This is a genomic window from Pseudomonas sp. GW821-FHT07G10, from assembly GCF_059418545.1.
The window spans coordinates 49,973-72,314 of sequence record NZ_JBWKQB010000022.1 but is presented as its reverse complement, the minus strand read 5'-3'; the positions used below and the strand labels follow the sequence as shown (position 1 = coordinate 72,314).

Below are 22,342 nucleotides of genomic sequence, written 5' to 3'. Positions count from 1 at the left end.
TACCAGACATACCCGATTAGCGCTTGGCGTTAGTACACTTGGGTAACGTTGGCCCCCAAAGCGTTCCGGGATGCTGGCGGGCATTTATGACAAGAAAAAGAATGCGCCGTGACGGGTTATCAATAGCGTGTGCTCAATGCGGCTATTGATGCAGTCCGGGCCGGTGCGCAAAGCTCCGATCTTTACGCGAATACCCCGTTCACGTTGATTAACGCGTCAGGCCACTCTCTGGTTACAATCGCCCCCCCTCTTCGACTACCCCAAGGAATCCGCATGTCCGGGCTTGAACTGTTTGCCGCCGCGCTCGGTGTGATCGCCGTCTGGCTGACAGTCAAACAGAACCCCTGGTGCTGGCCGATCGGCCTGGTCATGGTGCTGCTCTACAGCTGGATTTTCTTTGAGGTGAAACTGTATTCGGACATGCTCCTGCAAGTGATCTATGCCGCGTTGCAGCTCTATGGCTGGTGGCAATGGACTCGCGCGGGCGAGACTCGGCAGGGACGACCAGTCAGTCAACTGGACACTCCATCGATGCTGCTTGGCCTTGTCGTCGGTGCAGTCGCCAGTCTGCTGCTGGGGGCCGCCATGGCCTACTGGACGGATGCGGCCCAGCCATGGCTGGACGCCGCGCTGACCGGATTCAGCCTGGTCGCACAACTGTGGATGGCGCAGAAGCGCGTGCAGTGCTGGCCACTGTGGATTGCGGTGGATGTGATTTTCGTTGGTCTGTTCGTCTACAAGGGCCTGTACCTGACCGCCGCGCTCTATGGCCTGTTTACCCTGCTGGCCGTGCAAGGCTGGCGGGAATGGCGCGCTGCTCCGGCGTTGCGCGCATGAAAGTACTGGTCTTGAGCGGCCCGGAATCCAGCGGCAAGAGTTGGCTGGCCGCCGAGTTGCAAGCCCGTTTCGGCGGGTTGCTGGTGGGCGAGTACGTGCGGCGCTTTATCGAAAAGGAGGCCCGCGAAACCTGCTACGAGGATATTTCGGCGATTGCACTTGGCCAGCTACGGTGGGAGGACAGGGCTCGCGCCAGACAACCGTCACTGTTGATCCTCGACACCCACCTGCTGAGCAACATGCTCTGGAGCCATGCGCTGTTCGGTGACTGCCCGGCCTGGATCGAAGAAGCCTTGCTGGCGCGGCACTACGATCTACACCTGCTACTCAGCCCGGAGGCGGTCGTCTGGACTGACGACGGTCAACGCTGTCAGCCGGATCTTGCCGATCGCCAGGCATTTTTCCAGGCCAGTCGCGATTGGCTCGACCGGCACCAGCAGACTTACCAGATGCTGCGTGGCGACTGGGCACAGCGCAGGCGCGATGCATTCGAGGCGGTTAATCGGCTGCTGGGCGCCTGACTTCAGCAGGCCCCGCCCGGCAAAATGTCCATTCCTGAAACACCCTCCTCCCCACAAACCCGCCAAATGAAGCGGCTCAAGCCTCGCCGGGGGCAAAGTGTTAATCAACGGAAACAGTCGATCCACACAGTCCATGATGAGCAATGGCGGACAGATAAACGGCGCAATGCCAGGCCATCTGTCTCAGCGTCGTTACAACAAATGTTGACTCCTGCCACAAAGAATCACAACCCACTGTTTTAACTATAAAAATAAAAGGCGGCACACCTTCTGCTCTCTTCCTCGCAACGCTGAGAAGGGCCAGCGCACTTTAAGAAGGAATTGCCGTCGTGGGGAATATCGATAAAGGCATTTTTCGCCTCCTGCTGATCGGATGTGCATTGGGTTCGAGTATCAGTCTGCCTGTACAGGCCGGTGATGGGGTCATCGTCCTGATGCGGGAGGTCCAACCGCGTTCCGCGACCCGCCCCCCTCTGGTTCCCGACCCTAACCCCCTGACCGCCAATGCCAACCCCTCCAGGCAAGTCATCAATGCAACGAACGAATTGACGGACGGCGACTTTGCCAGCATCAGCAGCGGTGCAAGCATCGCCGGATTTATCGCTCAAGGCACCGGCACGCTGCGCGGCAACATCAACGATCAGACACAGCTGCCCGGCGTGTCCGCTGGACATTCCCCAGGTTCCGGCAACGGTATTGCCAACAGGATCAACGGAACCATCCAGCAAGGCCTGGGCGGTCTGAAAATGATCTCGGGAGACCGTTGAAATGAATCGCACTCTGCTGATTCTGGCCATGTTTTGCAGTGCGCCGACCTTTGCCCAACCTCCCGCCATCGATACTGCCACCATCGAAAACTCCGGCAGTCAGTACCAGGGCAACTTCTCGGTCAACCAGGCTGCCGGCGATCAGCAACAACAGGCCAACGCCCGAGCCATCGCCATTAACACCGACGCCAGCGCCACCACGCAGATTCGCCAACGGTTGCGTACTCATGTCGATCCCAGGATCGATGCCCAGTCAACCATTAAAGGCAACTCCTTCAGTAACGGCAATGGCGTACTGGGGGTCAACCAGAGCTCGGGCGCCAGCAACCAGCAAGCCAACGCCCTGCGGATAAGCATCAGTGCTACGCCGCAAAGTATCGACGACAGCGTCCTCATGCAACAGAACGTGGCGCTGCTCAACAACTCCGATTCAACCGATCTTACTCCTGGCCATCGCCAGGTCGCTACCAGCGACCAGGCCTTCACCGGTAGCCGTGGGGTGATCCAGTTGAATCAGAGCGCCGGGGTGGGAAACCGAACGGCCAACACCCTGAGCGTACGGGTCGCGGATTGACCCAAACAGGTAAGAACAACACTTAACCTAAAATAAAGTACGGAGAATCACCATGAAACCCTCGATGGCAATCAAGCCTCTGGTTTTCGCAATTGCTGCGGTCATGGCTGTTGCTGTACAAGCTGCAGATCCACAACCAAATCCAAAAGACACCACCAACGCCGGCGGCACCGCGAAAGCCTGGGATACACAAACCAGCATTGGCAACTACATCCTCAATGAAGGGACTAAAAATAAAGCCGAGATGAACAACTCGGCCACGGGCGCCTCCGGTAACGTGGGCGCCAACGTTGCAGCAGGCGACGGCAACCAACAAGACAACGCTGCCGCCATTGCCAGCGGCGATGGTTCGTTTGTCTTTGGTTCAGCGTTGGCAACCGCTCAGGTCACGCAAACCGGCGACAGTAACTCGGTCGACAACTTCTCCACTACAAACAGCGCCACTATGAGCGGTTCGGCCAACGGCGGCAGCGGCAACCTGGGCATCAACATGACTGCCGGCGACCTTAACCAACAGAAAAACACCATGGCGATCGCTGTGTCTGGCGGCAAGCACGCTGACGCAACCGCAAGTGCCGATCAGCAAGGCCTTGGCCTGATGGTGAATAACAAAGCCGATCGGACGTTCCGCAAGGATACGCTGTCGTCTACCAACTCATCCAGCGGTCATTCCTCTTCCAGTAATTCATCCAGTTTGCATGTTGAGAAGCACGTTGATAAGCGCTTTGAGAAGGACGTTGATAAGAAAGTTGCTGTGAAAGTTGATGTGAAAGTTGATGTGGACGCTGCCAAGACCGTTACTAAGGATGATGGCCGTCACGTGCGCCGCAGTGAAACTTTCGACGCATCGCTCAAGGCAAAGGTTGACGCATCGGTCGAAAAATCGTTCGACAAAAAGGTCCACGAAAAGGTCGACAATTCGTTCGACAAATCGCGCGAATTCAGTGAGAGCAGTTCTTTTGAATTGAGCAACACAGTGTCTTGGCAAGTGCTGACCCCAACTGGCTGGGCAAACCCTGTGACCAACACTGCTACCTTGAACGGTTCGGTTAATGGCGGCAGTGGCAACCTGGGCGTCAACGTGGCTGCCGGTGTTGGCAACCAACAAAGCAACTCGCTGTCCATTGCAGCCGGTTGCAAAACTTGCCTGTAAGCTAATCTCCAGGGTCTGGAGGGCCCCCTTCGGGGGGCCTTTTCTCACTACTACACGAAGGCATCCGACCATGCGTATTTTCGCCCTAGCGCTCCTGCTTTGTCTGGCTGGCCTGAGCGAAGCAGGACAAATGCCGCTTTCCGTCTTGCCAGGTGGAACGGTCGTTTTCAAACCGATCCAGAGCGTACGTGAGCGCAAATTCGCCGACCTGGTCCAACAGAAAACCGACTTCAGTTGCGGCGCAGCTTCCCTGGCGACCATATTGCGCCAGGCCTATTGGCTGGACGTGAATGAAGAACAAATCATCGAAGGCATGTTGGCTCACTCCGACCAGGATCTGGTCCGCGTCCAGGGCTTCTCCATGCTCGACATGAAGCATTACGTGGAAAGTATCGGCATGCGGGCCCGTGGTTACCGGGTATCGCCGGAAGGTCTGACCAGTGTCGCCATTCCGGTCATCGTGCTCATGGACATCCGCGGCTACAAGCACTTCGTGGTCATGCAAAAAGCGGAGAAAGACTGGGTGTATATCGGTGATCCGGTACTCGGTCACAAACGCTTCAAGTTCGACGACTTTGTCAAAGGCTGGAACGGCATCATCTTCGCCGTCATAGGCCAGGGCTACGACAAGACCAACGTCTTGCGCGAACCACCTATGCCACTGACCGCCAAGAACCGCATCAACGCCTTCAGCCCGGTGCAGGACGCAGAGTTGATGGATTTCGGATTCATCCAGAGCGACTTCTTCTAATGGCAAGGGAGCACGAAGCTCCGGGAGCATCCAATGAAGACTCCATACTGGCTGGCCGTCGTCTGCCTGGCCGCCAGCCTGCCGATCCAGGCACAAGCGTTCAAACCGATTGAACTCAAGGATCAGGAGTTGGCGACCCTTCGCGGCCGGTATGTCATGCCGGGCCGGATCATCAGTTTCGGGATTGTCATGACCAGCACCTGGCAAAATGCCAGCGGTGAAATGATCGGGGCAACCTCCTCGATGCAGATTCAAGAATCGACCATCAAGCCGCAGTTCTATGTGTCGATAATCGACAAAAAAGGTGATGGCTCGGCGCCCTCGCAAGGGGCCGGCAATGTCAGCGGCGGCGGCGGCCTCAGCACCACCCAGGGTGTAACCCAGGTCGTGCGCGCCGCCGGCGACTACAACAGCGCGTCCAACAATGTCGACATCAACGTCAAAGAAGCCAACCAGGCACCACAAATGGATACCCAGGGCCAGCCATTGACCGCCGGCACGACCCTGTCCGCCTCCAACGGTGCCGGGACCTTCAGTATGTCGTCGAGTAGCGCGGGCGTGCAGTTGAACATCCAGGCCAACAACAATCAGGGCAGTTCCATGCAACGTATTGCCCAGGGCGGCCTGATGCAGAACGCGACCTTGCTCGGTGGCAGAAACCAGGTGAACAACCTGACGTCCCTCAATGTCGTCCTGCGCAACAACCTGCCGACAGCCGGGGCGCTGGACTGCAGTCTGGACCAACTAAAAGGCCTACGCACTCTGGGATACTGATCTACGCTCAGTCTCATAAAAATGTAGTCAGAAGGGACGGCTAACCCATGCACCGATCGTTTTCGTTAAAAGCAGTCGTTTGTTTGAGTACCCTGGTCCCGGCCACATTGTTGCAAGCAGCACCGGACCCCCAGGTAGAAGCCCTAAAACAAGAACTCACGGAGCTGAAAACACGTTACGAAGCACAACAGAAGGCGCTGATGGTACTTGAACAGCGCGTTAAGCAAGTCGAAGAAACACCTGCAACACCTGTCCCCAAACGCCTGACCAAATCCCCGGCCGAAAAGCCCAGAGGTGGTCAGGCGGTGGCCACCGGTGCACCTGGAACCACGGGCAGCTCCTACGGGCAGTCGCTCAAGGAAGATTCGGCACCGGCACAAAGCGTTTCCAACCTCTACGACGAAGCCAGCGGTTTCTTCGGCGGGGGCAAGTTCAGTGTCGAAACCGGCCTGACCTACACCCACTACGATACCCGGCAGCTGGTTCTAAACGGTTTTCTGGCACTGGACTCGATTTTTCTCGGCAACATCAACATCGACAAGATCAAGGCCGACACCTGGACCCTGGACCTGACAGCCCGCTACAACCTGGCGCAACGCTGGCAATTCGACGTCAACGTCCCGGTCGTCTATCGCGAATCGACGTACTCTTCTGGTGGTGCAGGAGGCGCAGCCCCGGTCTCATCCGAGGCCACCGTTACCCGCGATCCGACCATAGGCGATGTCAACTTTGGTATTGCCTACAAGTTCCTGGATGAATCGGTCAATCTGCCCGATGCGGTCGTCACTCTGCGGGTCAAGGCGCCGACGGGTAAAGATCCGTACGGAATCAAGCTGGTCAATGACCCGAACAACAACAATTTGTCGGTACCTCAGTCACTCCCTACCGGCAACGGTGTCTGGTCGATTACCCCGGGTATCTCGCTGGTCAAGACCTACGACCCTGCCGTGCTCTTCGGCAGCCTGGCCTACACCTACAACAAGCAGGATTCATTCAGCGATATCAGCCCCACTATAAATACCAAGGTCCCGGGAGACGTGAAACTGGGCGATTACTGGCAGGTCGGCGCCGGCATTGCGTTTGCCTTGAACGAGAAGATGAGTATGTCGTTTTCGTTTTCCGACCAATTCGCCCACAAAAGCAAAGTCAGACCGGACGGCCAGGGCTGGTCAACAATCCCGGACAGCGACTACAACGCTGCCAACTTCAACATCGGCCTGACCCTGGCGGCAACCGACAAACTGACGATAGTCCCCAACCTCGCCATCGGCTTGACCCAGGACGCACCGGCCTTCTCCTTCAGCCTGAAATTCCCGTACTACTTCTAACGGCCACTCAAACGACAAAGCCCGTTTCGGCGGGCTTTGTCGTTTGAAGCTTGAACGTCAGCGTATCTGGTGCTTGTGCAACAAGCGGTAGAAGGTAGGCCGCGAAATACCGAGCACTCTTGCCGCGATACTCAAGTTGTCACTGTGGCGATTCAACACATCGCACAGCGCCTGGCGTTCGGCGCTGTGTTTGTAGTCCTCAAGTGTTCCCATGGGCGCTGCAATGGCCTGATGGCTGAGTAACCCCAAGTCCCGGGCTTCGATTTGCCGCCCTTCGGCCAGGACCAATCCCCGGCGAACACGGTTGGCCAGTTCACGCACATTGCCCGGCCAGTCATGTTTGCCCATGGCAATTAGCGCGTCCTCACTGAAACTGCGCGGACGCCGCCCGGTTTCCTGGCTGTAAAAGTGGGAAAAATGGTTGGCCAGCTTCGGCAGGTCACCATGGCGCTCGCGTAAAGGCGCGGTGACGACCTGTAAAACGTTCAGCCGGTAATACAGATCTTCACGAAAACGCTTTTTCTCGATAGCGGATTCAAGATCGACGTGGGTCGCTGCCAGTACCCGTACATCGACCGGAATAGGCTGGCTACCACCGACCCGCTCAATGTGCTTTTCCTGTAAAAACCGCAGCAGATTGGCTTGTAACTCCAACGGCAGGTCGCCGATCTCGTCGAGAAACAGCGTGCCGCCGTGGGCCGCCTCGATACGTCCGACCTTGCGCTGGTGAGCGCCGGTAAAAGCGCCCTTTTCATGACCAAAGAGTTCGGACTGAATCAGATGTTCAGGGATAGCACCGCAATTGATCGCCACAAACGGCTTGCTGCGGCGTTGTGACTGCCGGTGCAAGGTTCTAGCCACCAACTCCTTGCCGGTGCCGCTCTCGCCGCGGATCAATACCGGCGATTCGGTAGGCGCCAGTTTGCTCAACAGTTTGCGCAACTCGCGAATCGGCCGACTGTCACCGAGCAATTCATGTTCCAGCTTATAAACATGAATCGAGCCTTGGCCGCGCAACCGTGCCATGCCGAATGCACGCCCCAGGGTTACCTGAACCCTGGACACATCGAACGGCAAGGTATGAAAGTCAAAAAACCATTCGCAGACAAAATCACCGACATTCTGCAAACGCAGAACGTCCTGGCTAAGCACAGCGATCCATTCGGTTCCGCTGTGGCTGATCAATTCCTTGACCGCCTCCTGTCGCTCCAGGTGAAACGGCTGCAGCCGGAGCAGGCCGACATCGCAGGAACGGTCAGAGGCCGATTCCAGCGTACAACTGTCTACGTCCCAACCCACCGAGCGCAATCCGGGCAGCAGACGGTGACAATCATCACAGGGATCGACCACTAGCAATCGTCGTAAGGCAGGTGTTTCGATCATGACTGTTCCTTGGCGCCAAATTTATGAAATGTTATTAGAAACAGTCATTTGGCAGAACCAGTTGTAACATTAGCAATATTTTGACGCCCTCTTGTATCAATTGATTATAGGGCTAAGACCGAATCTTTCCGAGTTCGTTATAAGGGGGAAGGCTATTAGCTGCCTAACTAATTAAAACCTTTCATTCAGCTTTCAAAATCGCGGTTTAAGCATTGTGAATAAAAAAAGTTTAAAAAACTTGTTATCGTGTGTGACCTGCCCCCACTCTGCGGGCATCAGTACAAGTAACCAGCCGAAAGGTAAGCCCAACCGACGGCACATCACTTGTTTGGGCACAAGGAGAGAAGACCCCATGAACGCCCCGCTCCGCATCAACGAAGCACTTTTGATTGCCGGCCACGCATTCGAGCCTTTTCAATGCGTTGCCTGGGCCCCGCAAGACGGTAATGGCGAACTCAGCCTGACCGTTATCGACCGGACCAACACCCATATTGGCCGCAAACAGATTCCGAGCAGTGCCTATTCCGACCCGGCGCAACTGGAAAGTCTGCTGGAAGAGGTACGTGCCGAGTTGAGCCAGGAAGGTTATAAACTGCAATCCTGGACAATGCCGGAGTAAGCACGCCCACGGATCACTACCAGTGATCCGCGCAATGCTCTCGCCCAACTCTGGATATACCGCCTTTCGTCGCGTTTGCTTTAATGCTTGAAAGCGATCCGGCGGTATATCAGCTTCTTGAAGTTCCCCCGGTTCCCTCCCGTTTACGATTTTCAATGTCGTATGCAAACAGATTTGGTTTCAGTGAACGCGTCGAGCCAATCGGCGCCGAAATCTCGCCCGTTTCCAGACTGTTTGAAACCACCAAAAGGCATGTTCGCATCAATGAGTGTGTGGCTGTTGACCCATACCGTACCGGCCTCAATGCGCGGTGTCAGGTCCATGGCAGCCGACAAGCTGCGGGTCCACACACTCGCCGTGAGCCCGTATTCGGTATCGTTTGCCTTGGCCAGCGCCTCTTCGGCATTGACAACTCGCGTCAGGTGTAGGACTCAATTGCAGATCATTCCCACGCTCCCGCGTGGGAACGATCCTCAGGCCTGAAGGCTTTTTCCCACACTTGATCTTCCCTTTCGCTTACGGCAACTTGCGCGCCTCTCACTACAAGGAGCTGCCGATGTCCGGTTCAATGGCCCAGGCGTTCGCGCACAACTTTCTCGGGCATTCACCACGCTGGTACAAGGCAGGCATTGTCGCGTTCCTGATCCTCAACCCGCTGGTGCTCTGGACCGTCGGCCCGGTGGCTGCCGGTTGGCTGCTGGTGGTGGAGTTCATTTTTACCCTGGCCATGGCACTCAAGTGCTACCCGCTGATGCCCGGCGGATTACTGATGGTCGAAGCCCTGCTGCTGCGCATGACCACGCCTCAGGCACTGTATGACGAACTGCTGCATAACTTCCCGGTCATCCTGCTGCTGATGTTCATGGTGGCGGGCATTTATTTCATGAAAGACCTGTTGCTGTTCCTGTTCTCGCGCCTGCTGCTGGGGGTTCGGTCCAAGGCGTTGCTGGGGTTGATGTTCTGCTTTCTCTCGGCGTTTCTGTCGGCGTTTCTCGATGCCTTGACGGTAACGGCAGTGATCATCAGCGCCGCGGTGGGGTTTTACTCGGTCTATCACCGTGTTGCCTCGGGCAATGATCCACGCCAGGACGGCGAGTTCAGCGACGACAAACACCTGCCGAAGCTGCACCACGAAGACCTCGAACAGTTTCGTGCCTTTCTGCGCAGCCTGCTGATGCACGGCGCAGTGGGCACCGCCCTGGGTGGTGTCTGTACGCTGGTGGGCGAGCCACAGAACTTGCTGATCGGCCATGAGATGGGCTGGCACTTTTCCGGGTTCTTCCTGAAGATCGCCCCGGTATCGCTGCCGGTCCTGGTGGCAGGCCTGGTGACTTGCGTGCTGTTGGAGAAGTTGCGCTGGTTCGGTTACGGCACCTTGCTGCCGGATAACGTGCGCGCAGTACTGGCCAACTATGCCGCTGAAGACAACGCCGAACGCACCTCCCGTCAGCGCGCGGCGCTATTGGTTCAGAGCCTGGCGGCACTGATTCTGATCGCCGGGCTGGCGTTTCACATCGCCGAAGTCGGCCTGATCGGCTTGATGGTGATCGTGCTGATCACCTCGTTCACCGGCATCATTGAAGAACACCGCATCGGCAACGCCTTCAAGGACGCAATGCCATTCACCGCATTGTTGGTGGTGTTTTTCGCGGTGGTGGCGGTGATCCACGATCAACAGCTGTTTACCCCATTGATTCAGTGGGTGCTGGCCCTGCCGCCCGAGCAACAACCGGGCATGCTGTTTATCGCCAACGGCCTGCTATCGGCCATCAGCGATAACGTGTTCGTGGCGACGATTTACATCACAGAAGTGAAACAGGCGTTCATTTCCGGCCATATGAGTCGCGAACACTTCGAGACCCTGGCTATCGCCATCAATACTGGCACTAACCTGCCGAGCGTGGCGACGCCAAATGGGCAAGCAGCGTTTTTGTTTTTGCTGACGTCGGCGATTGCGCCGCTGATTCGTTTATCGTACGGGCGAATGGTATGGATGGCGCTGCCATATACGGTGGTAATGGGTGTGCTCGGCTGGTTTGCGGTCAGTTACTGGCTGTAAGCCGAAAGATAATCGCGTAGCAGCTGCCGAAGGCTGCGTTCGGCAACTGCTACGAAGAGCCGGCTTCAGCGCGGCAGGATAGACCGCTCGAAGGCCCCTGCCGCGCCATCCTCGACATTGCTGCCGGTCACCCGAGACGGTGCCAGGCGCGTCCGTCACGGGCCAGCAATTGCTCTGCCGACGCCGGGCCGTCTTCACCTGCCGGGTAAGTCTGAATGGTGGAGTCCTCCTTCCAGGCATCAAGGAACGGCTGCACGGCGCGCCAGCCATTCTCGATATTGTCGGCACGCTGGAACAACGTCTGGTCGCCGGTCAGACAGTCATAGATCAAGGTTTCGTAGCCGGTGGACGGCTGCATCTCGAAGAAATCCTTGTAGGCGAATCCCAGCTCGATGTTGGCCATGGCCAGCGCCGGCCCGGGGCGTTTGGCCAGCAAGTCGAACCACATGCCTTCGTTGGGCTGGATCTGGATCCTCAGATAGGTCGGTTGCAATTCATCAACTTCGGTATCGCGGAACTGCGCGTACGGCGCGGGTTTGAAGCAGATGGCGATTTCCGTGTGGCGCACGCTCATGCGTTTGCCGGTACGCAGGTAGAACGGCACGCCGACCCAGCGCCAGTTATCGATCATGACCTTGAGCGCGACGTAGGTTTCGGTGTTGCTGTCGGGTGCTACCTTAGGCTCATCGCGGTAACCGGGCAGCGGCTTGCCGCCAAGTTCGCCCGTTGCATACTGGCCGCGCACCGAGTTCGCCAGCGCCTCCTCGGTGGACCAAGGGCGAATCGCTCCAATGACTTTGGCCTTTTCCCCACGCACCGCATCGGCACCGAAAGCGGCCGGTGGTTCCATCGCGACCATTGCCAGCAACTGGAACAGGTGATTGGGCACCATGTCCCGCAGCGCGCCGGTGTGTTCGTAGAAGCTGCCGCGTGTCTCGACACCGACGGCTTCCGCCGCGGTGATTTGCACATGATCGATGTAATGGTTGTTCCAGAAGGCCTCGAACAGGCTGTTGGAAAACCGGCTGACGAGGATGTTCTGAACCGTTTCCTTACCCAGGTAATGGTCAATCCGGTAGATCTGCTTCTCCGTCATGACCTTGAGCAGACAGGCGTTCAGCTCTTGCGCGGTTTGCAGGTCGGAGCCGAAAGGTTTTTCGACCACCACCCGGCGGAAGGCCTCCGGCGCTTCTTCGAGCAGGCCGGAGGATCCGAGACGACGCACCACTTCACTGAAAAAGCGCGGCGCCGTCGCCAGGTAAAACACTGCGTTACCGGTGCCACTGGCGGCGATTTTTGCCGCCAGTGCCTCGTAGGTGCTGTCGTCGAGGAAATCGCCCTGGACATAGCTGATGCCCTTGGCCAGTCTGGACCACGACGCTGGTTCAAGGACGTCGTCGCCTTTGCCGATTTTGTTGGCCGCCTCGGTACGAATGAAATCTTCGAGCTTCTTGGCGAAGTCCGCATCGCTGATCGCGTTGTGATCGACGCCCACGATGCGCAGGCCATCGCTCAGCAAACCGTCGCGACTGAGGTTGTACAGCGCCGGCATCAGCAGGCGCTTGACCAGATCACCATGGGCGCCGAACAGAAACAGCGTGGTCGCCGGCGCGGGTTCAGCCTTGGATTTTTTTCGGCGCGAGGTCATTTCTTGGGTGTCTCGACATGGCCGCCAAAACCGAAGCGCATGGCTGACAGTAATTTGTCGCCATAGGTACTTTGCTGGCGGGAGCGGAAGCGCGCGAACAACGAGTTGGACAAGACCGGTACTGGCACCGATTGCTCCATGGCCGCCTCGATGGTCCAGCGCCCCTCGCCGCTGTCGGCCACGGCGCCAGAATAACCGTCGAGTTTCGGATCGCTGGCCAGCGCATCGGCGGTCAGGTCCAGCAGCCAGGAGGAAACCACGCTGCCACGGCGCCAGACTTCGGCGATGTCGGCCACGTTCAGATCAAAGCGCTGATCTTGCGGCAGGTTTTCCGAGGCTTTGGTTTTGAGGATGTCGAAACCTTCGGCAAACGCCTGCATCATTCCGTATTCGATGCCGTTGTGAATCATTTTCACGAAGTGCCCGGAGCCCGCCGGGCCGGCGTGGATGTAACCGCGTTCGGCGCGATCATCCTCGGCCACCCGATCCTTGGTCCGCGGGATGTTGCCCAGGCCCGGCGCCAGGCTGTCGAACAGCGGGTCCAGACGTTTGACCACATCGGCATCGCCGCCAATCATCATGCAGTAACCGCGCTCCAGCCCCCACACGCCGCCGGAGGTGCCGACGTCGATGTAGTGCAGGCCTTTTTCCGACAGCGTGTGAGCGCGACGGATGTCGTCCTTATAAAAGGTGTTGCCGCCGTCGATGATCACATCGCCAGCATCGAGCAATTGACTCAAGGTTTCGATGGTTTCTTCGGTCGGCCCACCGGCTGGAAGCATTACCCAGACCGCTCGCGGCTTTTCCAGGCCCGCGACCAGCGCCGGCAAGTCCGCAACACCGGTTGCGCCCTCTTCGCTCAGGGCGGTGACAAATGCGGCGTTGCGGTCGTAAACCACGGTGCAATGCCCATTGAGCATCAGTCGCCGCGCAATATTGCCGCCCATGCGGCCCAATCCGATAATCCCCAATTGCATGTACTGATGCTCCTTACTACAAATAAATATGTTTTAAAAGTTATAGCGCAATGAGGCTAATGAAGGTTAGTCGAAAGCGTCCAGACATAGTTTCCTCTCAAGCGGAGCAATACGCTGGATCACCTGAGACATTACGAAGAAGACAGACGACAATTAGAAATAAAAAAGTTCCATTCGCAGAAAAAAAGAAATCAGAAACGGCACCGGCTGCTTCCCGCCCTCGCAACGAGGATCACAACCACTTCTTCGCCCCATGCAACTGTTAACTTGCGCTTAATAGAATGGCCACACACTGCGCCCATGACCTCATATCACGGACGAAGCAGGCACCACACATTCTTGATGGAAAACACAGCATGAAACTTTCAACTCTGATCCTCGCTGGCCTGATGGCCGTTAGTTCTGCCGCCGTGTTCGCCGAAGGGGGCGCCGAACGATCCAGACAGCATTGGGACAACTTCAATCTGAGTCAGCAAGAAGTCCATGGCAAATCCGATAACACGGCGTCTGCCGACACGGTTAAAACCGCACCTGCCAATGACGATCAGGCAGTAAAGAAACAAAAAACCAGCGCCTGATCCCTACGCAGCAATCTATGAAACTCTGGCAATACCGCTCCTTTGGCAGAGATTAACCTTGGCGTCCTTCCGGACGCCTTTTTTATGCCTGGAACATTCGTAACGCCCGCCTTACTGGTCGGCGCAGCCACTCATGCACGCCTGGTGCCCGACGATGTTACAAGGCTTTGGTCCAGAACAGCATACGGCCATGGGCCGGGTCTAACATCCCTGCGGCGAAACCGAATTTACCGTAGGACGCCTGAGCTACCTCATTGCCCTCGAGGACTTCCAGGGTGATTTTGCAGCAGCCACGCTGGCGGGCAATGTCCTCGACCTTTTTCAGCATTTTCTGGCTCAGGCCACGCCCACGAAATTTCTTCACTACAGACACGTCATGAACGTTGACCAATGGACGGCAGGCGAACGTTGAAAACCCTTCGAAACAGTTCACCAACCCGGCCGGCTCGCCTCCGACGAATGCTAAAACACTGAATGCATGGGGACGCTTGGCCAGTTCGCCGGGCAGATTGTGCAACACATCGGCCGATAATGACTCGCCGCCGCCCATGGGATCTTCGGCGTACTGATTCAGGACAATGCTGATGGCTTCGGCATGCACCGGGTTGGTATAGCTGGCTTGTAGTACCAGAATTTCTGCGGATTCCATTTCCATCCTCGATCGCATAGTGATGTTCGCTCCCTCAACGCGTCTCCAGACGACGGAGAAGGTCAACGGACCTTATCGTGACCGGGCCGGTTCCGACAACACCTGCGTGAGATTGCTGTAGTCCCTGGAATTTTCCGTCGGCGTCAGCGTCAGCGTCTTACGCCCCAAATCTGCTCTTCGGTCCAGATTTCAACGCGCTCCAGAAAACCGCTGCAATTGCATCTCCCGCAAGCGACTGAGGGTGCGGCGAAACGCAAACTCCAGGTAACCCTCGGTGTACAACGATTCCATCGGCACCTGGGCCTCGATGTACAGAGGAACCTTACGGTCGTAACACTCATCGACCAACGCGATGAAGCGCCGCACGCTGTCGTCATGCACCGACAACTGCGGCAGCTCCCGATCTCCTGCATCGACCCGCTCGACCCCGTCTTCGGTGCCGCGGGCAATTCGCCCGGGACGCTTGTGAGCGCTGAGGTTCGGTACTTCGCTCAATAGAATAGCGTTGAACCTGTCGCACAACGCCATGAAGTCCATCGCTGCAAAGGGTTGCTCGCACAGGTCCGCATAAAGACTCCAGAGCACGGTTTCGCTGGACTGCACGACAGTGAGACTACGGTAACCGATGCTGACCGGCTCACTGGAAACGGCATGCCCGGTAGCCAATCCCTTGAACACTTCGTCCATGACGTCCGGTTGGCCAGGCGTACGGACCCAATAACGCTGAACTCCGAGGCCCGGATGCAAGCGATGGTCTTCCCTGCCATCCATTGCCACCACCTGCATTTGGTTTTTGATCGCTTCAATGGCCGGCACAAACCGCTCACGATTGAAGCCATCGGCGTAGAGCTGCACCGGAGGTTGATTGGAGGTGGACACGATGACCACGCCTTCCTCGAACATCACCTGAAACAATCGCCCGAGAATGATCGCGTCGCCGATATCGTTGACGAACAACTCGTCGAAACACAGTACCCGCACCTCAGCGCTCAGCTCACGGGCCAGCGCCTTTAGCGGGTCGGCAGTACCGGTCAATTGAAACGAGCGCTGATGCACCCAGCCCATGAAATGGTGAAAGTGCTGACGTCGGGCCGGTACCCGCAAACTTTGGTAGAACTGATCCATCAACCAGGTCTTGCCTCGGCCCACCGGCCCCCAGAGGTAGACGCCGCTGATGTGCTTATGGCCCTGGTGCAGCGTTCTGTGACACTGCTCAAGCGCCTGCACCGCTTGCCATTGGGCGTCGTCCTGGACGAAGCCCTTTTGCTCGATGGCGTGTTGATAGGCGCTGAGGGGGGAATCGAAGGTCATACGGGCAAATGGGTCCGGGGGCTGAAGCCGGACAGTATGCCATGCCCCATTTAGCAGCTGGCGAAGCCTGCGACTACAGGAGCGTACAGTTACAACGAAATATCCAGCCGAGCGATCTTGCCTTGCTCGTCGAGCCGGAACACATAGCGCAGCTCCAGCGGGCTTCCGGGAAAGGTGCCGCGGATCTGGTTTTTGACCAGCACCTTACCGGTGCGTTGTTGCACGTCAAGGACTTCAACCCGCGGTTGGTAACGTCGGGCGGCGTCCTCCATCCATTGGGCAATGGCAATGGTGCCGACCCGATGCTCGCCCTCATCGAAAACGTTGGCATCCTCGGCGAAGAAACTGGCGACCGCCGAGCTGTCACGGGCATTGGTGGCAGCAATGTAAGCGGCGATGGCGGGCGCGAGTGAAGAGGCTGGATTCGACATGTTGATACGGCTCCTTGTTTGTTGATTCTGGAGCCATGCTAAGACAGCCATGTGTCAATTCTTGTCAGGAGTGAAGCGCCCCGCCTCATCCAGTTGCATCAACTTGCGCCAGGCCCGCAACAGATCACTGCGACGCCCCGGATAGCGCTCACCCTGCTCGCTGGCGGCGGCAATCCGGTCGGTGCGAAAAGTCCGATAGGCCTCACGCAACTCACACCAGGCGACAATCACCCGCACCTCATTGAAAAAGCCTAACGCCAACGGCCATATCAGCCGCTGGCTGGGGACTTTATTCACGTCTGCGTAATCGATGTGCAGCTTTGCCTGGCCGCGAATGGCCTGGCGAAAGACATTCAACTCCACGGCATTCTGCGGATACCCATAACCGGGCGGTCCGGGCAACACCGTCGGATTGCGCAAGGCATCATGCGCCGCCGGTGCCAATACCGCCGCGATCTTCGCCAGGGCATCGGCCGCCGCTTTACTCAACACTTCATCGCCGCGCTGATCGACATAACGCAAACCCAACACAATGGCTTCAGTTTCGTCGGCGTTGAGCATCAACGGTGGCAGAAACAGACCGCTGCGCAGTACGTAGCCAATGCCCGCCTCGCCAAAGATCGGCGCTCCGAGGGCGGTCAATTCGGCAATGTCGCGGTAAATCGTGCGCTCGGAAATCTCCAGCTCGCTGGCCAGCGCCGCTGCCGTCACCGGGCGGCTCTTGCCGCGCAGTACTTGCAGCAACGTTAATAGACGGGTGGTACGCGACACGCTGATCACGCTCCTGTTCGAAAGGTTCGTGAAGATTAGCAGAGCATCCTGTCAGAAATTGTCAGCAGAGAAATAGGCGGTGAACCGCCACTCACAGCTGTGCCCGGAAAAATGCCTCGCGGGCATGCCTGCGTGATGACGATCTGACAAACAATGGATATTTATGCAGAAGAAAATAGATTCCAATAGAAATTTATTTTATAGGGGCTGCCCAAGATGTATTTTTGATCCATTCAACAGCCACCCGCCTCTGGAGTCATCCCATGCCTTTAGTTCGTGTCGACATCAAAAAGCATCAGGATCCCACCTACGTAAAACGGGTCGGCAAGTTGATCTACAACGCCATGCACACCGCTATCGGCGTCCCCGATCACGACAACTTCCAGATCCTCGCCGAGCACGATGAACAGCACTTCATCTACGACCCGGTTTACCTGGGCATCAACCGCACCGACAACCTGGTGATCATCCAGATCACCCTGAACGAAGGCCGCAGCACCGAGCAGAAGAAACTGCTCTACAAGGCCATCGCCGAGAGCCTCAACACCGAACTGGCCGTGCGCCTGGAAGATGTTTTCATCAACCTGGTGGAGGTCAAGAAAGAGAATTGGTCGTTCGGCAATGGGGTTGCTCAGTACGCCGATTGATTGAACTGGACGCTGATCGTTTGCCGCAGCATTCTCTGCAAACACACCGCTTGATCGTGGCTTACGCCCCGATCCCGGGGAGCTATCCATGAATAACGCGCTTATTTCGCTTTCGCCTTGTCGGGCCTGATCTGGCGCACCAACTTCATCTTCATGAAATGGGCGGCGGACTGGATTTCGCCGATACAGATCGTTTTTTTTGCGCGTGCTGTTCGGCTTTGTGCCAATTCTGATTTTCGCCCTCAGTCGGCGCGCACCGAGCTGGTCGCATCTGCGTCACGGACACCATTTTATGGTCATGGCCTTACAGGCGACGGTGATCTACTACGCCTTCGCCAAGGGTGCTGCCGGGCTGACCCATGGTGGTTTCTACCGTCACTTCGATTCCAGGGAAGCCCTGGCGCAGGAGGCATGTGTTCGTGCATTCGAGCAATCGGCGCAGCACTGACGGTGCCGTTGACAAGCTTCGACGGCCAACAGCATGATCGGCCTATGAACATTCTCGCGTTTGATCTCACCCGCACCACCACGACCGCCTCCGGCGGGTCGTGAGGTCGTTACGTGGATTGAACATCGCGCAGTGAACCCAAAGCCCGGCCAGCAATGGACAGGGGCTTTTGTTTCTCCGTCCACCTGGCACACAAGGAGAAACATCATGCCGTCACTCAGCACCAGGCACCCCGCTCTATTGATCATCGATATGCAGGTCGGGCTATTCAATGGACCGCACAAACCCCATGACGCAGAGCGCGTTCTGGCCAACATCAATCAACTGATCGCCAAGGCTCGTCAGACCGGCGCGCCAATTTTTGCGGTGAGGCATACCGGCCCCCAAGGTTCGCCCATCGCCTCCGGGAGCCCACTGTGGCAACTGCTGCCCACCCTTGAGCTTGATGCGAGCGTTGACACACTGTTCGATAAAACCAGACCCAGCTGCTTTTTCGGTAACCGTCTGGCTGATCAGCTGACAGCGGGCGGGATCAATGAGTTGGTCATCGTCGGCATGAAAACCCAGTACTGCATCGATACCACTTGCCGTGTTGCCGTCGAACTGGGATTTCAACCAATACTGGTAGCGGACGCCCATACCTGCATGGACACGCCAGCGCTGCCGGCCAAAGCGATCATCGAACACCATAATGCGACGCTTGGCGGGGCTTTCGTGAAGCTGCTGAACACGGCAGATGTTCAATTTTGACGGGATAGGTACCCGCCGCCAAAAGATTGTCCGAACGCGACGTGATGAAACACTGTTGCTACGCCGACCGAGATGAGTACCGATCCCCTGTAGGAGCTGGCGCAGCCTGCGATCTTTTGATCTTGCTCGGGACAGCTGTTTCGATAAGCTGCGATCTTTGGACCCATGCCGCGCCGCGCCAGCTACCCTTGTCAAACAGTTCCCGAGCCAGCAATCCCGGGTCTTTTCAGAGATGTCCCGGGGATGGGTAAAACACTATTTTCAGCGTCGGCAAATCCACCCTTTGAAGTCATCAGGAGCGCAGCATGCCCATCACCGTTCTGGTACTGGTTGAAACCATTAACGACTATTTGCCGATTCTTGAAAGCCAGGGGTTTCACCTGATTCTTGCACCAACACCCGCCGAGCGAGCCCACGCCATTCAGACCCACGCCAGACAGATCCGGGCGGTACTGACGCGCGGTCCGCTTGGGTTTTACGCCGAAGAAATCGCTGCTCTGCCGCTGCTTGAAATCATCTGCGTGATCGGCGCGGGCTATGAACATGTCGACCTGCAGGCCGCCAGCAATCGGGGCATTACCGTGACCAACGGCGCGGGGGTCAACGCTTCGTCGGTGGCCGATCACGCGATGGCGCTCTTGCTGTCTCTGGTACGTGGCATCCCTCAAGCCGATGCGGCGGTCCGGCGCGGCGAATGGCCGAAGATCATGCGGCCTTCACTGGCTGGCAAGCGCCTGGGCATTCTCGGCCTGGGCGCGGTGGGTCTGGCCATCGCCAAACGCGCCGCCAAGGGCTTCGATATGTCGGTGAATTACCACAGCCGCCAGCAGCGCGACGACGTCCCTTATAACTACTGTGATTCGGCGACCGAACTGGCACGTGCTTCGGACTTCCTGATCATCGCCACTCCCGGCGGCGCCAGCACTCGCCACCTGATCGATAAAAAAGCCATTGATGCCCTCGGGCCGAAGGGTTTCATCGTCAATATCGCCCGGGGTAGCGTGATCGTCACTGACGAGCTGATCAGTGCCCTGGAACATCGGCGCATCGCCGGCGCGGCGCTGGATGTCTTTGATGACGAACCGCAAGTGCCGGACGCCCTCAAGATCCTGAACAACGTGGTACTGACACCCCATGTCGCCGGGCTATCGCCGGAGGCGACGCAGGCGACCGTGCATTTGGTGGCCGAAAACCTGCTGGCGTTTTTCTCCGGCAAAGCGGTGCTTACCCCGATCCCGCTGCCTCCCCCGCGCGACTAAAAAGGACGGAGCTCCGGGCTGTTGCGGGTGCATGGCAATAACGACACCACCGCCACCGTCGGCCACGATGAAATCCTGAGCGTCCAGAACGCCCGCACCGGCACAGTGAAGGAAGGCGACGAAACGGTCACCCTGGGAAAAGGCAAACGCAGCGTGGCGATCCAGACCGGCAGCATCAGCCTGACCATCAAGGGCGGTTTGGTGAAGGTCAATTGAGCAAATGCCATGAGCGAATCCACCAGGCTTGAGCTGTTCCGGGGTGACAGTCACCTCACCGGCCGCCTGCTCGACAGCGAGCTGGAAGGCCCGTTGCGCATTGAAGAAGCCTGTCGCCAGCAAGCCGACCTCAGTTACAGCCAGGGGCAATTGCAGGGGGCGAGCACTCTCTATCACCCCAACGGCAAGGTCAGCGCGCTATTGCCCTATGTCAGCGGCAAGCTGCACGGCATGGCAACCTTTCATGCACCTGAGGGCTGGTTGCAACGCAAGGCCACCTATCGCAAGGGGCTGCTGCATGGCGAAGCGAGTAATTACTTTCCCGATGGGCAACTGGCTGAACTGGAGCATTACCGCGACATGGGCTTGCCCTCGGGGTCCAGCGGGTTGGCCGGACTCTGGCACATGCCGAAGGTGGGAATGTTCACCAGCGGAATGTGGTCCATGATATTCGCCGCCGGCAGCCCGCCGGTGAGCGTGCGATTGACCGGCAGCACATTGAGCACCGTCGGGGCCACACCGAAACTGCATTGCAAGGTAGCGGTAGCACACACCTGCGGACATCCCACCTGACACCTCCTGTGCGGATGGATAACTCATGGCAACTGACCCTCGCCAATGATCAACCATAGCTCGCAGGTGCCCGGCCTGCACGGCTGAACGCCAATCAGCCCATCAAGAACACTGATTATCCGGCAACACGCTAACCTATAAGGCCTTGCGGCACTTGTGAGCGCACCGCTGTGCGAATTAGATTAGCCAATAATGTCGGGCCTCCAAAATAAGCAGAAGGGATAAGCATGGCGCTTACTGACCAGTCCACCCGTATCCGCTCCGGCGAAGAACTCGATGTCAGTCGCATCGATCCGTACCTCAAGGCGCATATTCCTGGCCTGAGCGGGACACCGCAGATCAGCCAGTTTCCGGGCGGCGCGTCGAACCTGACCTACCTGCTGGAATACCCCGGGCAGGAATTTGTCCTGCGTCGACCACCGTTCGGCCACAAGGCCAAGTCGGCCCACGATATGGGCCGTGAATACCGCATTCTCAATCAGCTCAAAGACGGCTTCCCGTATTGCCCGAAAGCCTACGTGCACTGCACCGACGAGTCGGTGATCGGCGCCGAGTTCTATGTGATGGAGCGGGTCAATGGCATCATCCTGCGTTCCGACCTACCAGCGGAACTGGGCCTTGATGCGCAGAAAACCGAAGCGCTGTGCAAGAGCTTCATCGACAAGTTCGTCGAACTGCACCGGGTCGACTACAAGGCTTGCGGCCTGGCCAATCTGGGCAAGCCCGAAGGTTATGTCCAGCGGCAGATTCGCGGCTGGAGCGATCGCTACGACAAGGCACTGACCCCCGACGCACCGAGCTGGGAAACCGTCAAAGCCTGGCTCAACGACAAGATGCCCGCCGATCACCCGACCTCGAGCATCGTGCACAACGACTATCGCTTCGATAACGTGATCCTCGACCCGCACAACCCGATGCAGATCATCGGCGTGCTGGACTGGGAACTGACCACCCTCGGCGATCCGCTGATGGATCTGGGTAACACCCTCGCCTACTGGATCGAAGCCGGCGACCCGGCACCGGTGCAACTGATGCGCCGCCAGCCGAGCCATGCGCCCGGCATGTTGACCCGCCGCCAGTTCGTCGATTACTACGCCGAACGCGCAGGGCTGCAGATAGACAACTTCGACTTCTACTACACCTATGGGCTGTTCCGCCTGGCCGGTATCGTGCAGCAGATCTACTACCGCTTCTTCCATGGCCAGACCCAGGACAAACGCTTCGCGCAGTTCATTCACATGAACAAACTGCTGGAGCAGATGAGCCTGCAAGTCATCCACACATCCAGCCTCTGACTACGCGCCTCGCACCTGGCATA

Annotated in this window: 22 protein-coding genes and 5 pseudogenes; 18 read left to right on the top strand and 9 right to left on the bottom strand. The window is 57.6% G+C overall.

The window, feature by feature from the left end; all coding sequences use genetic code 11:
* Positions 1-273 precede the first annotated feature (273 nt).
* From pnuC to fapF, 8 genes are all read left to right on the top strand, one after another.
* Positions 274-837 (top strand): nicotinamide riboside transporter PnuC, encoded by a 564-nt coding sequence (pnuC, locus tag AC07O1_RS22055; RefSeq protein ID WP_495090109.1) that lies wholly within the window; start codon positions 274-276, stop codon positions 835-837.
* Positions 834-1,358 carry an AAA family ATPase gene (locus AC07O1_RS22050; RefSeq protein WP_495090108.1) on the top strand — a complete coding sequence of 175 codons (525 nt, stop codon included), beginning with the start codon at positions 834-836 and terminating at the stop codon, positions 1,356-1,358. The genes pnuC and AC07O1_RS22050 overlap by 4 nt, the downstream gene beginning before the upstream one ends.
* 329 nt (positions 1,359-1,687) lie before the next feature.
* Positions 1,688-2,125 (top strand): functional amyloid chaperone FapA, encoded by a 438-nt coding sequence (gene fapA, locus AC07O1_RS22045; RefSeq protein WP_495090107.1) that lies wholly within the window; start codon positions 1,688-1,690, stop codon positions 2,123-2,125.
* 1 nt (position 2,126) lies between these two features.
* Positions 2,127-2,699 carry a fibril amyloid subunit FapB gene (fapB, locus tag AC07O1_RS22040; protein ID WP_495090106.1) on the top strand — a complete coding sequence of 191 codons (573 nt, stop codon included), beginning with the start codon at positions 2,127-2,129 and terminating at the stop codon, positions 2,697-2,699.
* Positions 2,700-2,751: 52 nt separating this feature from the next.
* On the top strand, positions 2,752-3,852 hold the full coding sequence (fapC, locus tag AC07O1_RS22035; RefSeq protein ID WP_495090105.1) for an amyloid-like fimbrin subunit FapC: 1,101 nt from the start codon (positions 2,752-2,754) through the stop codon (positions 3,850-3,852).
* A 70-nt stretch (positions 3,853-3,922) separates the two neighbouring features.
* Positions 3,923-4,603, top strand: coding sequence for a fibril amyloid maturation endopeptidase FapD (fapD, locus tag AC07O1_RS22030; protein ID WP_495090104.1), 681 nt, complete (start codon positions 3,923-3,925; stop codon positions 4,601-4,603).
* 33 nt (positions 4,604-4,636) lie between these two features.
* Positions 4,637-5,377 (top strand): fibril amyloid subunit FapE, encoded by a 741-nt coding sequence (gene fapE / locus AC07O1_RS22025; protein WP_495090103.1) that lies wholly within the window; start codon positions 4,637-4,639, stop codon positions 5,375-5,377.
* Positions 5,378-5,424: 47 nt separating this feature from the next.
* Complete coding sequence (fapF, locus tag AC07O1_RS22020) at positions 5,425-6,705, top strand: fibril amyloid transporter FapF (protein WP_495090102.1); 1,281 nt, start codon at positions 5,425-5,427, stop codon at positions 6,703-6,705.
* A 57-nt stretch (positions 6,706-6,762) separates the two neighbouring features.
* Here fapF and AC07O1_RS22015 read toward each other — a convergent pair whose 3' ends face one another.
* Positions 6,763-8,088: a sigma-54 dependent transcriptional regulator gene (locus tag AC07O1_RS22015; RefSeq protein ID WP_495090101.1), complete on the bottom strand. Its 1,326-nt coding sequence runs from the start codon at positions 8,086-8,088 to the stop codon at positions 6,763-6,765.
* 352 nt (positions 8,089-8,440) lie between these two features.
* Between AC07O1_RS22015 and AC07O1_RS22010 the strand changes: the two genes are divergently transcribed.
* Positions 8,441-8,707 carry a hypothetical protein gene (locus AC07O1_RS22010; protein WP_494995283.1) on the top strand — a complete coding sequence of 89 codons (267 nt, stop codon included), beginning with the start codon at positions 8,441-8,443 and terminating at the stop codon, positions 8,705-8,707.
* A 152-nt stretch (positions 8,708-8,859) separates the two neighbouring features.
* On the opposite strand, the pseudogene AC07O1_RS22005 reads toward AC07O1_RS22010, so the two are convergent.
* Positions 8,860-9,138: pseudogene (locus tag AC07O1_RS22005) on the bottom strand (aldehyde dehydrogenase family protein); the annotation flags it as partial.
* A 125-nt stretch (positions 9,139-9,263) separates the two neighbouring features.
* Between AC07O1_RS22005 and nhaB the strand changes: the two are divergent.
* A complete protein-coding gene (nhaB, locus tag AC07O1_RS22000) occupies positions 9,264-10,766 on the top strand; it encodes a sodium/proton antiporter NhaB (RefSeq protein WP_495090100.1) in 1,503 nt (500 codons plus the stop codon).
* A gap of 127 nt (positions 10,767-10,893) precedes the next feature.
* Here the strand turns inward: nhaB and zwf are convergent, their stop codons facing one another.
* Both zwf and gnd read right to left on the bottom strand, forming a co-directional pair.
* Positions 10,894-12,414 carry a glucose-6-phosphate dehydrogenase gene (gene zwf / locus AC07O1_RS21995; protein ID WP_495090099.1) on the bottom strand — a complete coding sequence of 507 codons (1,521 nt, stop codon included), beginning with the start codon at positions 12,412-12,414 and terminating at the stop codon, positions 10,894-10,896.
* Positions 12,411-13,391 carry a phosphogluconate dehydrogenase (NAD(+)-dependent, decarboxylating) gene (gene gnd, locus AC07O1_RS21990; protein WP_494995280.1) on the bottom strand — a complete coding sequence of 327 codons (981 nt, stop codon included), beginning with the start codon at positions 13,389-13,391 and terminating at the stop codon, positions 12,411-12,413. The genes zwf and gnd overlap by 4 nt, the downstream gene beginning before the upstream one ends.
* A 356-nt stretch (positions 13,392-13,747) precedes the next feature.
* Here gnd and AC07O1_RS21985 point away from each other — a divergent pair, with 356 nt between their 5' ends.
* On the top strand, positions 13,748-13,969 hold the full coding sequence (locus AC07O1_RS21985) for a hypothetical protein (protein ID WP_495090098.1): 222 nt from the start codon (positions 13,748-13,750) through the stop codon (positions 13,967-13,969).
* Between the two features lie 157 nt (positions 13,970-14,126).
* Here AC07O1_RS21985 and AC07O1_RS21980 read toward each other — a convergent pair whose 3' ends face one another.
* From AC07O1_RS21980 to AC07O1_RS21965, 4 genes are all read right to left on the bottom strand, one after another.
* Entirely contained in the window at positions 14,127-14,618 is a 492-nt protein-coding gene (locus AC07O1_RS21980; RefSeq protein WP_495090097.1) for a GNAT family N-acetyltransferase, read from the bottom strand.
* Positions 14,619-14,807: 189 nt separating this feature from the next.
* Positions 14,808-15,929, bottom strand: coding sequence for a cell division protein ZapE (gene zapE / locus AC07O1_RS21975; RefSeq protein ID WP_495090096.1), 1,122 nt, complete (start codon positions 15,927-15,929; stop codon positions 14,808-14,810).
* Positions 15,930-16,018: 89 nt separating this feature from the next.
* Positions 16,019-16,360 (bottom strand): nuclear transport factor 2 family protein, encoded by a 342-nt coding sequence (locus tag AC07O1_RS21970; protein WP_494995276.1) that lies wholly within the window; start codon positions 16,358-16,360, stop codon positions 16,019-16,021.
* Between the two features lie 54 nt (positions 16,361-16,414).
* Positions 16,415-17,131: a helix-turn-helix transcriptional regulator gene (locus tag AC07O1_RS21965; protein WP_495090095.1), complete on the bottom strand. Its 717-nt coding sequence runs from the start codon at positions 17,129-17,131 to the stop codon at positions 16,415-16,417.
* A gap of 263 nt (positions 17,132-17,394) precedes the next feature.
* Here AC07O1_RS21965 and AC07O1_RS21960 point away from each other — a divergent pair, with 263 nt between their 5' ends.
* The 6 genes and pseudogenes from AC07O1_RS21960 to AC07O1_RS21935 all read left to right on the top strand — a co-directional run.
* Positions 17,395-17,778, top strand: coding sequence for a tautomerase family protein (locus AC07O1_RS21960; RefSeq protein ID WP_495010893.1), 384 nt, complete (start codon positions 17,395-17,397; stop codon positions 17,776-17,778).
* A 343-nt stretch (positions 17,779-18,121) separates the two neighbouring features.
* Positions 18,122-18,220: pseudogene (locus AC07O1_RS21955) on the top strand (TetR family transcriptional regulator); the annotation flags it as partial.
* Between the two features lie 213 nt (positions 18,221-18,433).
* Positions 18,434-18,976, top strand: a complete 543-nt coding sequence (locus AC07O1_RS21950) for a cysteine hydrolase family protein (RefSeq protein ID WP_495090094.1) — start codon at positions 18,434-18,436, stop codon at positions 18,974-18,976.
* Between the two features lie 305 nt (positions 18,977-19,281).
* A complete protein-coding gene (locus tag AC07O1_RS21945; RefSeq protein WP_494995272.1) occupies positions 19,282-20,235 on the top strand; it encodes a 2-hydroxyacid dehydrogenase in 954 nt (317 codons plus the stop codon).
* Positions 20,236-20,271: 36 nt separating this feature from the next.
* Positions 20,272-20,427 (top strand): annotated as a pseudogene (locus AC07O1_RS21940) (hypothetical protein); the annotation flags it as partial.
* A 33-nt stretch (positions 20,428-20,460) separates the two neighbouring features.
* Positions 20,461-20,811 (top strand): annotated as a pseudogene (locus AC07O1_RS21935) (toxin-antitoxin system YwqK family antitoxin); the annotation flags it as partial.
* Between the two features lie 20 nt (positions 20,812-20,831).
* Here the strand turns inward: AC07O1_RS21935 and AC07O1_RS21930 are convergent.
* Positions 20,832-21,020: pseudogene (locus AC07O1_RS21930) on the bottom strand (DUF4280 domain-containing protein); the annotation flags it as partial.
* 231 nt (positions 21,021-21,251) lie between these two features.
* Between AC07O1_RS21930 and AC07O1_RS21925 the strand changes: the two are divergent.
* The gene (locus AC07O1_RS21925) at positions 21,252-22,319 is read left to right on the top strand and encodes a phosphotransferase family protein (RefSeq protein WP_495090093.1); all 1,068 of its coding nucleotides are present in this window, start codon (positions 21,252-21,254) and stop codon (positions 22,317-22,319) included.
* The last annotated feature ends 23 nt before the right edge of the window (positions 22,320-22,342 follow it).

Excerpts from the sequence above, each read along its gene's own strand:
- fapF (WP_495090102.1), top strand. The coding sequence starts at position 5,425 with ATGCACCGATCGTTTTCGTTAAAAGCAGTCGTTTGTTTGAGTACCCTG.
- fapC (WP_495090105.1), top strand. The coding sequence starts at position 2,752 with ATGAAACCCTCGATGGCAATCAAGCCTCTGGTTTTCGCAATTGCTGCG.
- zapE (WP_495090096.1), bottom strand. The coding sequence starts at position 15,929 with ATGACCTTCGATTCCCCCCTCAGCGCCTATCAACACGCCATCGAGCAA.
- AC07O1_RS22050 (WP_495090108.1), top strand. The coding sequence starts at position 834 with ATGAAAGTACTGGTCTTGAGCGGCCCGGAATCCAGCGGCAAGAGTTGG.
- AC07O1_RS21970 (WP_494995276.1), bottom strand. The coding sequence starts at position 16,360 with ATGTCGAATCCAGCCTCTTCACTCGCGCCCGCCATCGCCGCTTACATT.
- fapB (WP_495090106.1), top strand. The coding sequence starts at position 2,127 with ATGAATCGCACTCTGCTGATTCTGGCCATGTTTTGCAGTGCGCCGACC.
- AC07O1_RS21985 (WP_495090098.1), top strand. The coding sequence starts at position 13,748 with ATGAAACTTTCAACTCTGATCCTCGCTGGCCTGATGGCCGTTAGTTCT.
- AC07O1_RS21960 (WP_495010893.1), top strand. The coding sequence starts at position 17,395 with ATGCCTTTAGTTCGTGTCGACATCAAAAAGCATCAGGATCCCACCTAC.
- zwf (WP_495090099.1), bottom strand. The coding sequence starts at position 12,414 with ATGACCTCGCGCCGAAAAAAATCCAAGGCTGAACCCGCGCCGGCGACC.
- pnuC (WP_495090109.1), top strand. The coding sequence starts at position 274 with ATGTCCGGGCTTGAACTGTTTGCCGCCGCGCTCGGTGTGATCGCCGTC.
- nhaB (WP_495090100.1), top strand. The coding sequence starts at position 9,264 with ATGTCCGGTTCAATGGCCCAGGCGTTCGCGCACAACTTTCTCGGGCAT.
- AC07O1_RS21945 (WP_494995272.1), top strand. The coding sequence starts at position 19,282 with ATGCCCATCACCGTTCTGGTACTGGTTGAAACCATTAACGACTATTTG.
- AC07O1_RS22015 (WP_495090101.1), bottom strand. The coding sequence starts at position 8,088 with ATGATCGAAACACCTGCCTTACGACGATTGCTAGTGGTCGATCCCTGT.
- AC07O1_RS21925 (WP_495090093.1), top strand. The coding sequence starts at position 21,252 with ATGGCGCTTACTGACCAGTCCACCCGTATCCGCTCCGGCGAAGAACTC.
- fapD (WP_495090104.1), top strand. The coding sequence starts at position 3,923 with ATGCGTATTTTCGCCCTAGCGCTCCTGCTTTGTCTGGCTGGCCTGAGC.
- gnd (WP_494995280.1), bottom strand. The coding sequence starts at position 13,391 with ATGCAATTGGGGATTATCGGATTGGGCCGCATGGGCGGCAATATTGCG.
- AC07O1_RS22010 (WP_494995283.1), top strand. The coding sequence starts at position 8,441 with ATGAACGCCCCGCTCCGCATCAACGAAGCACTTTTGATTGCCGGCCAC.
- AC07O1_RS21980 (WP_495090097.1), bottom strand. The coding sequence starts at position 14,618 with ATGGAATCCGCAGAAATTCTGGTACTACAAGCCAGCTATACCAACCCG.
- fapE (WP_495090103.1), top strand. The coding sequence starts at position 4,637 with ATGAAGACTCCATACTGGCTGGCCGTCGTCTGCCTGGCCGCCAGCCTG.
- AC07O1_RS21950 (WP_495090094.1), top strand. The coding sequence starts at position 18,434 with ATGCCGTCACTCAGCACCAGGCACCCCGCTCTATTGATCATCGATATG.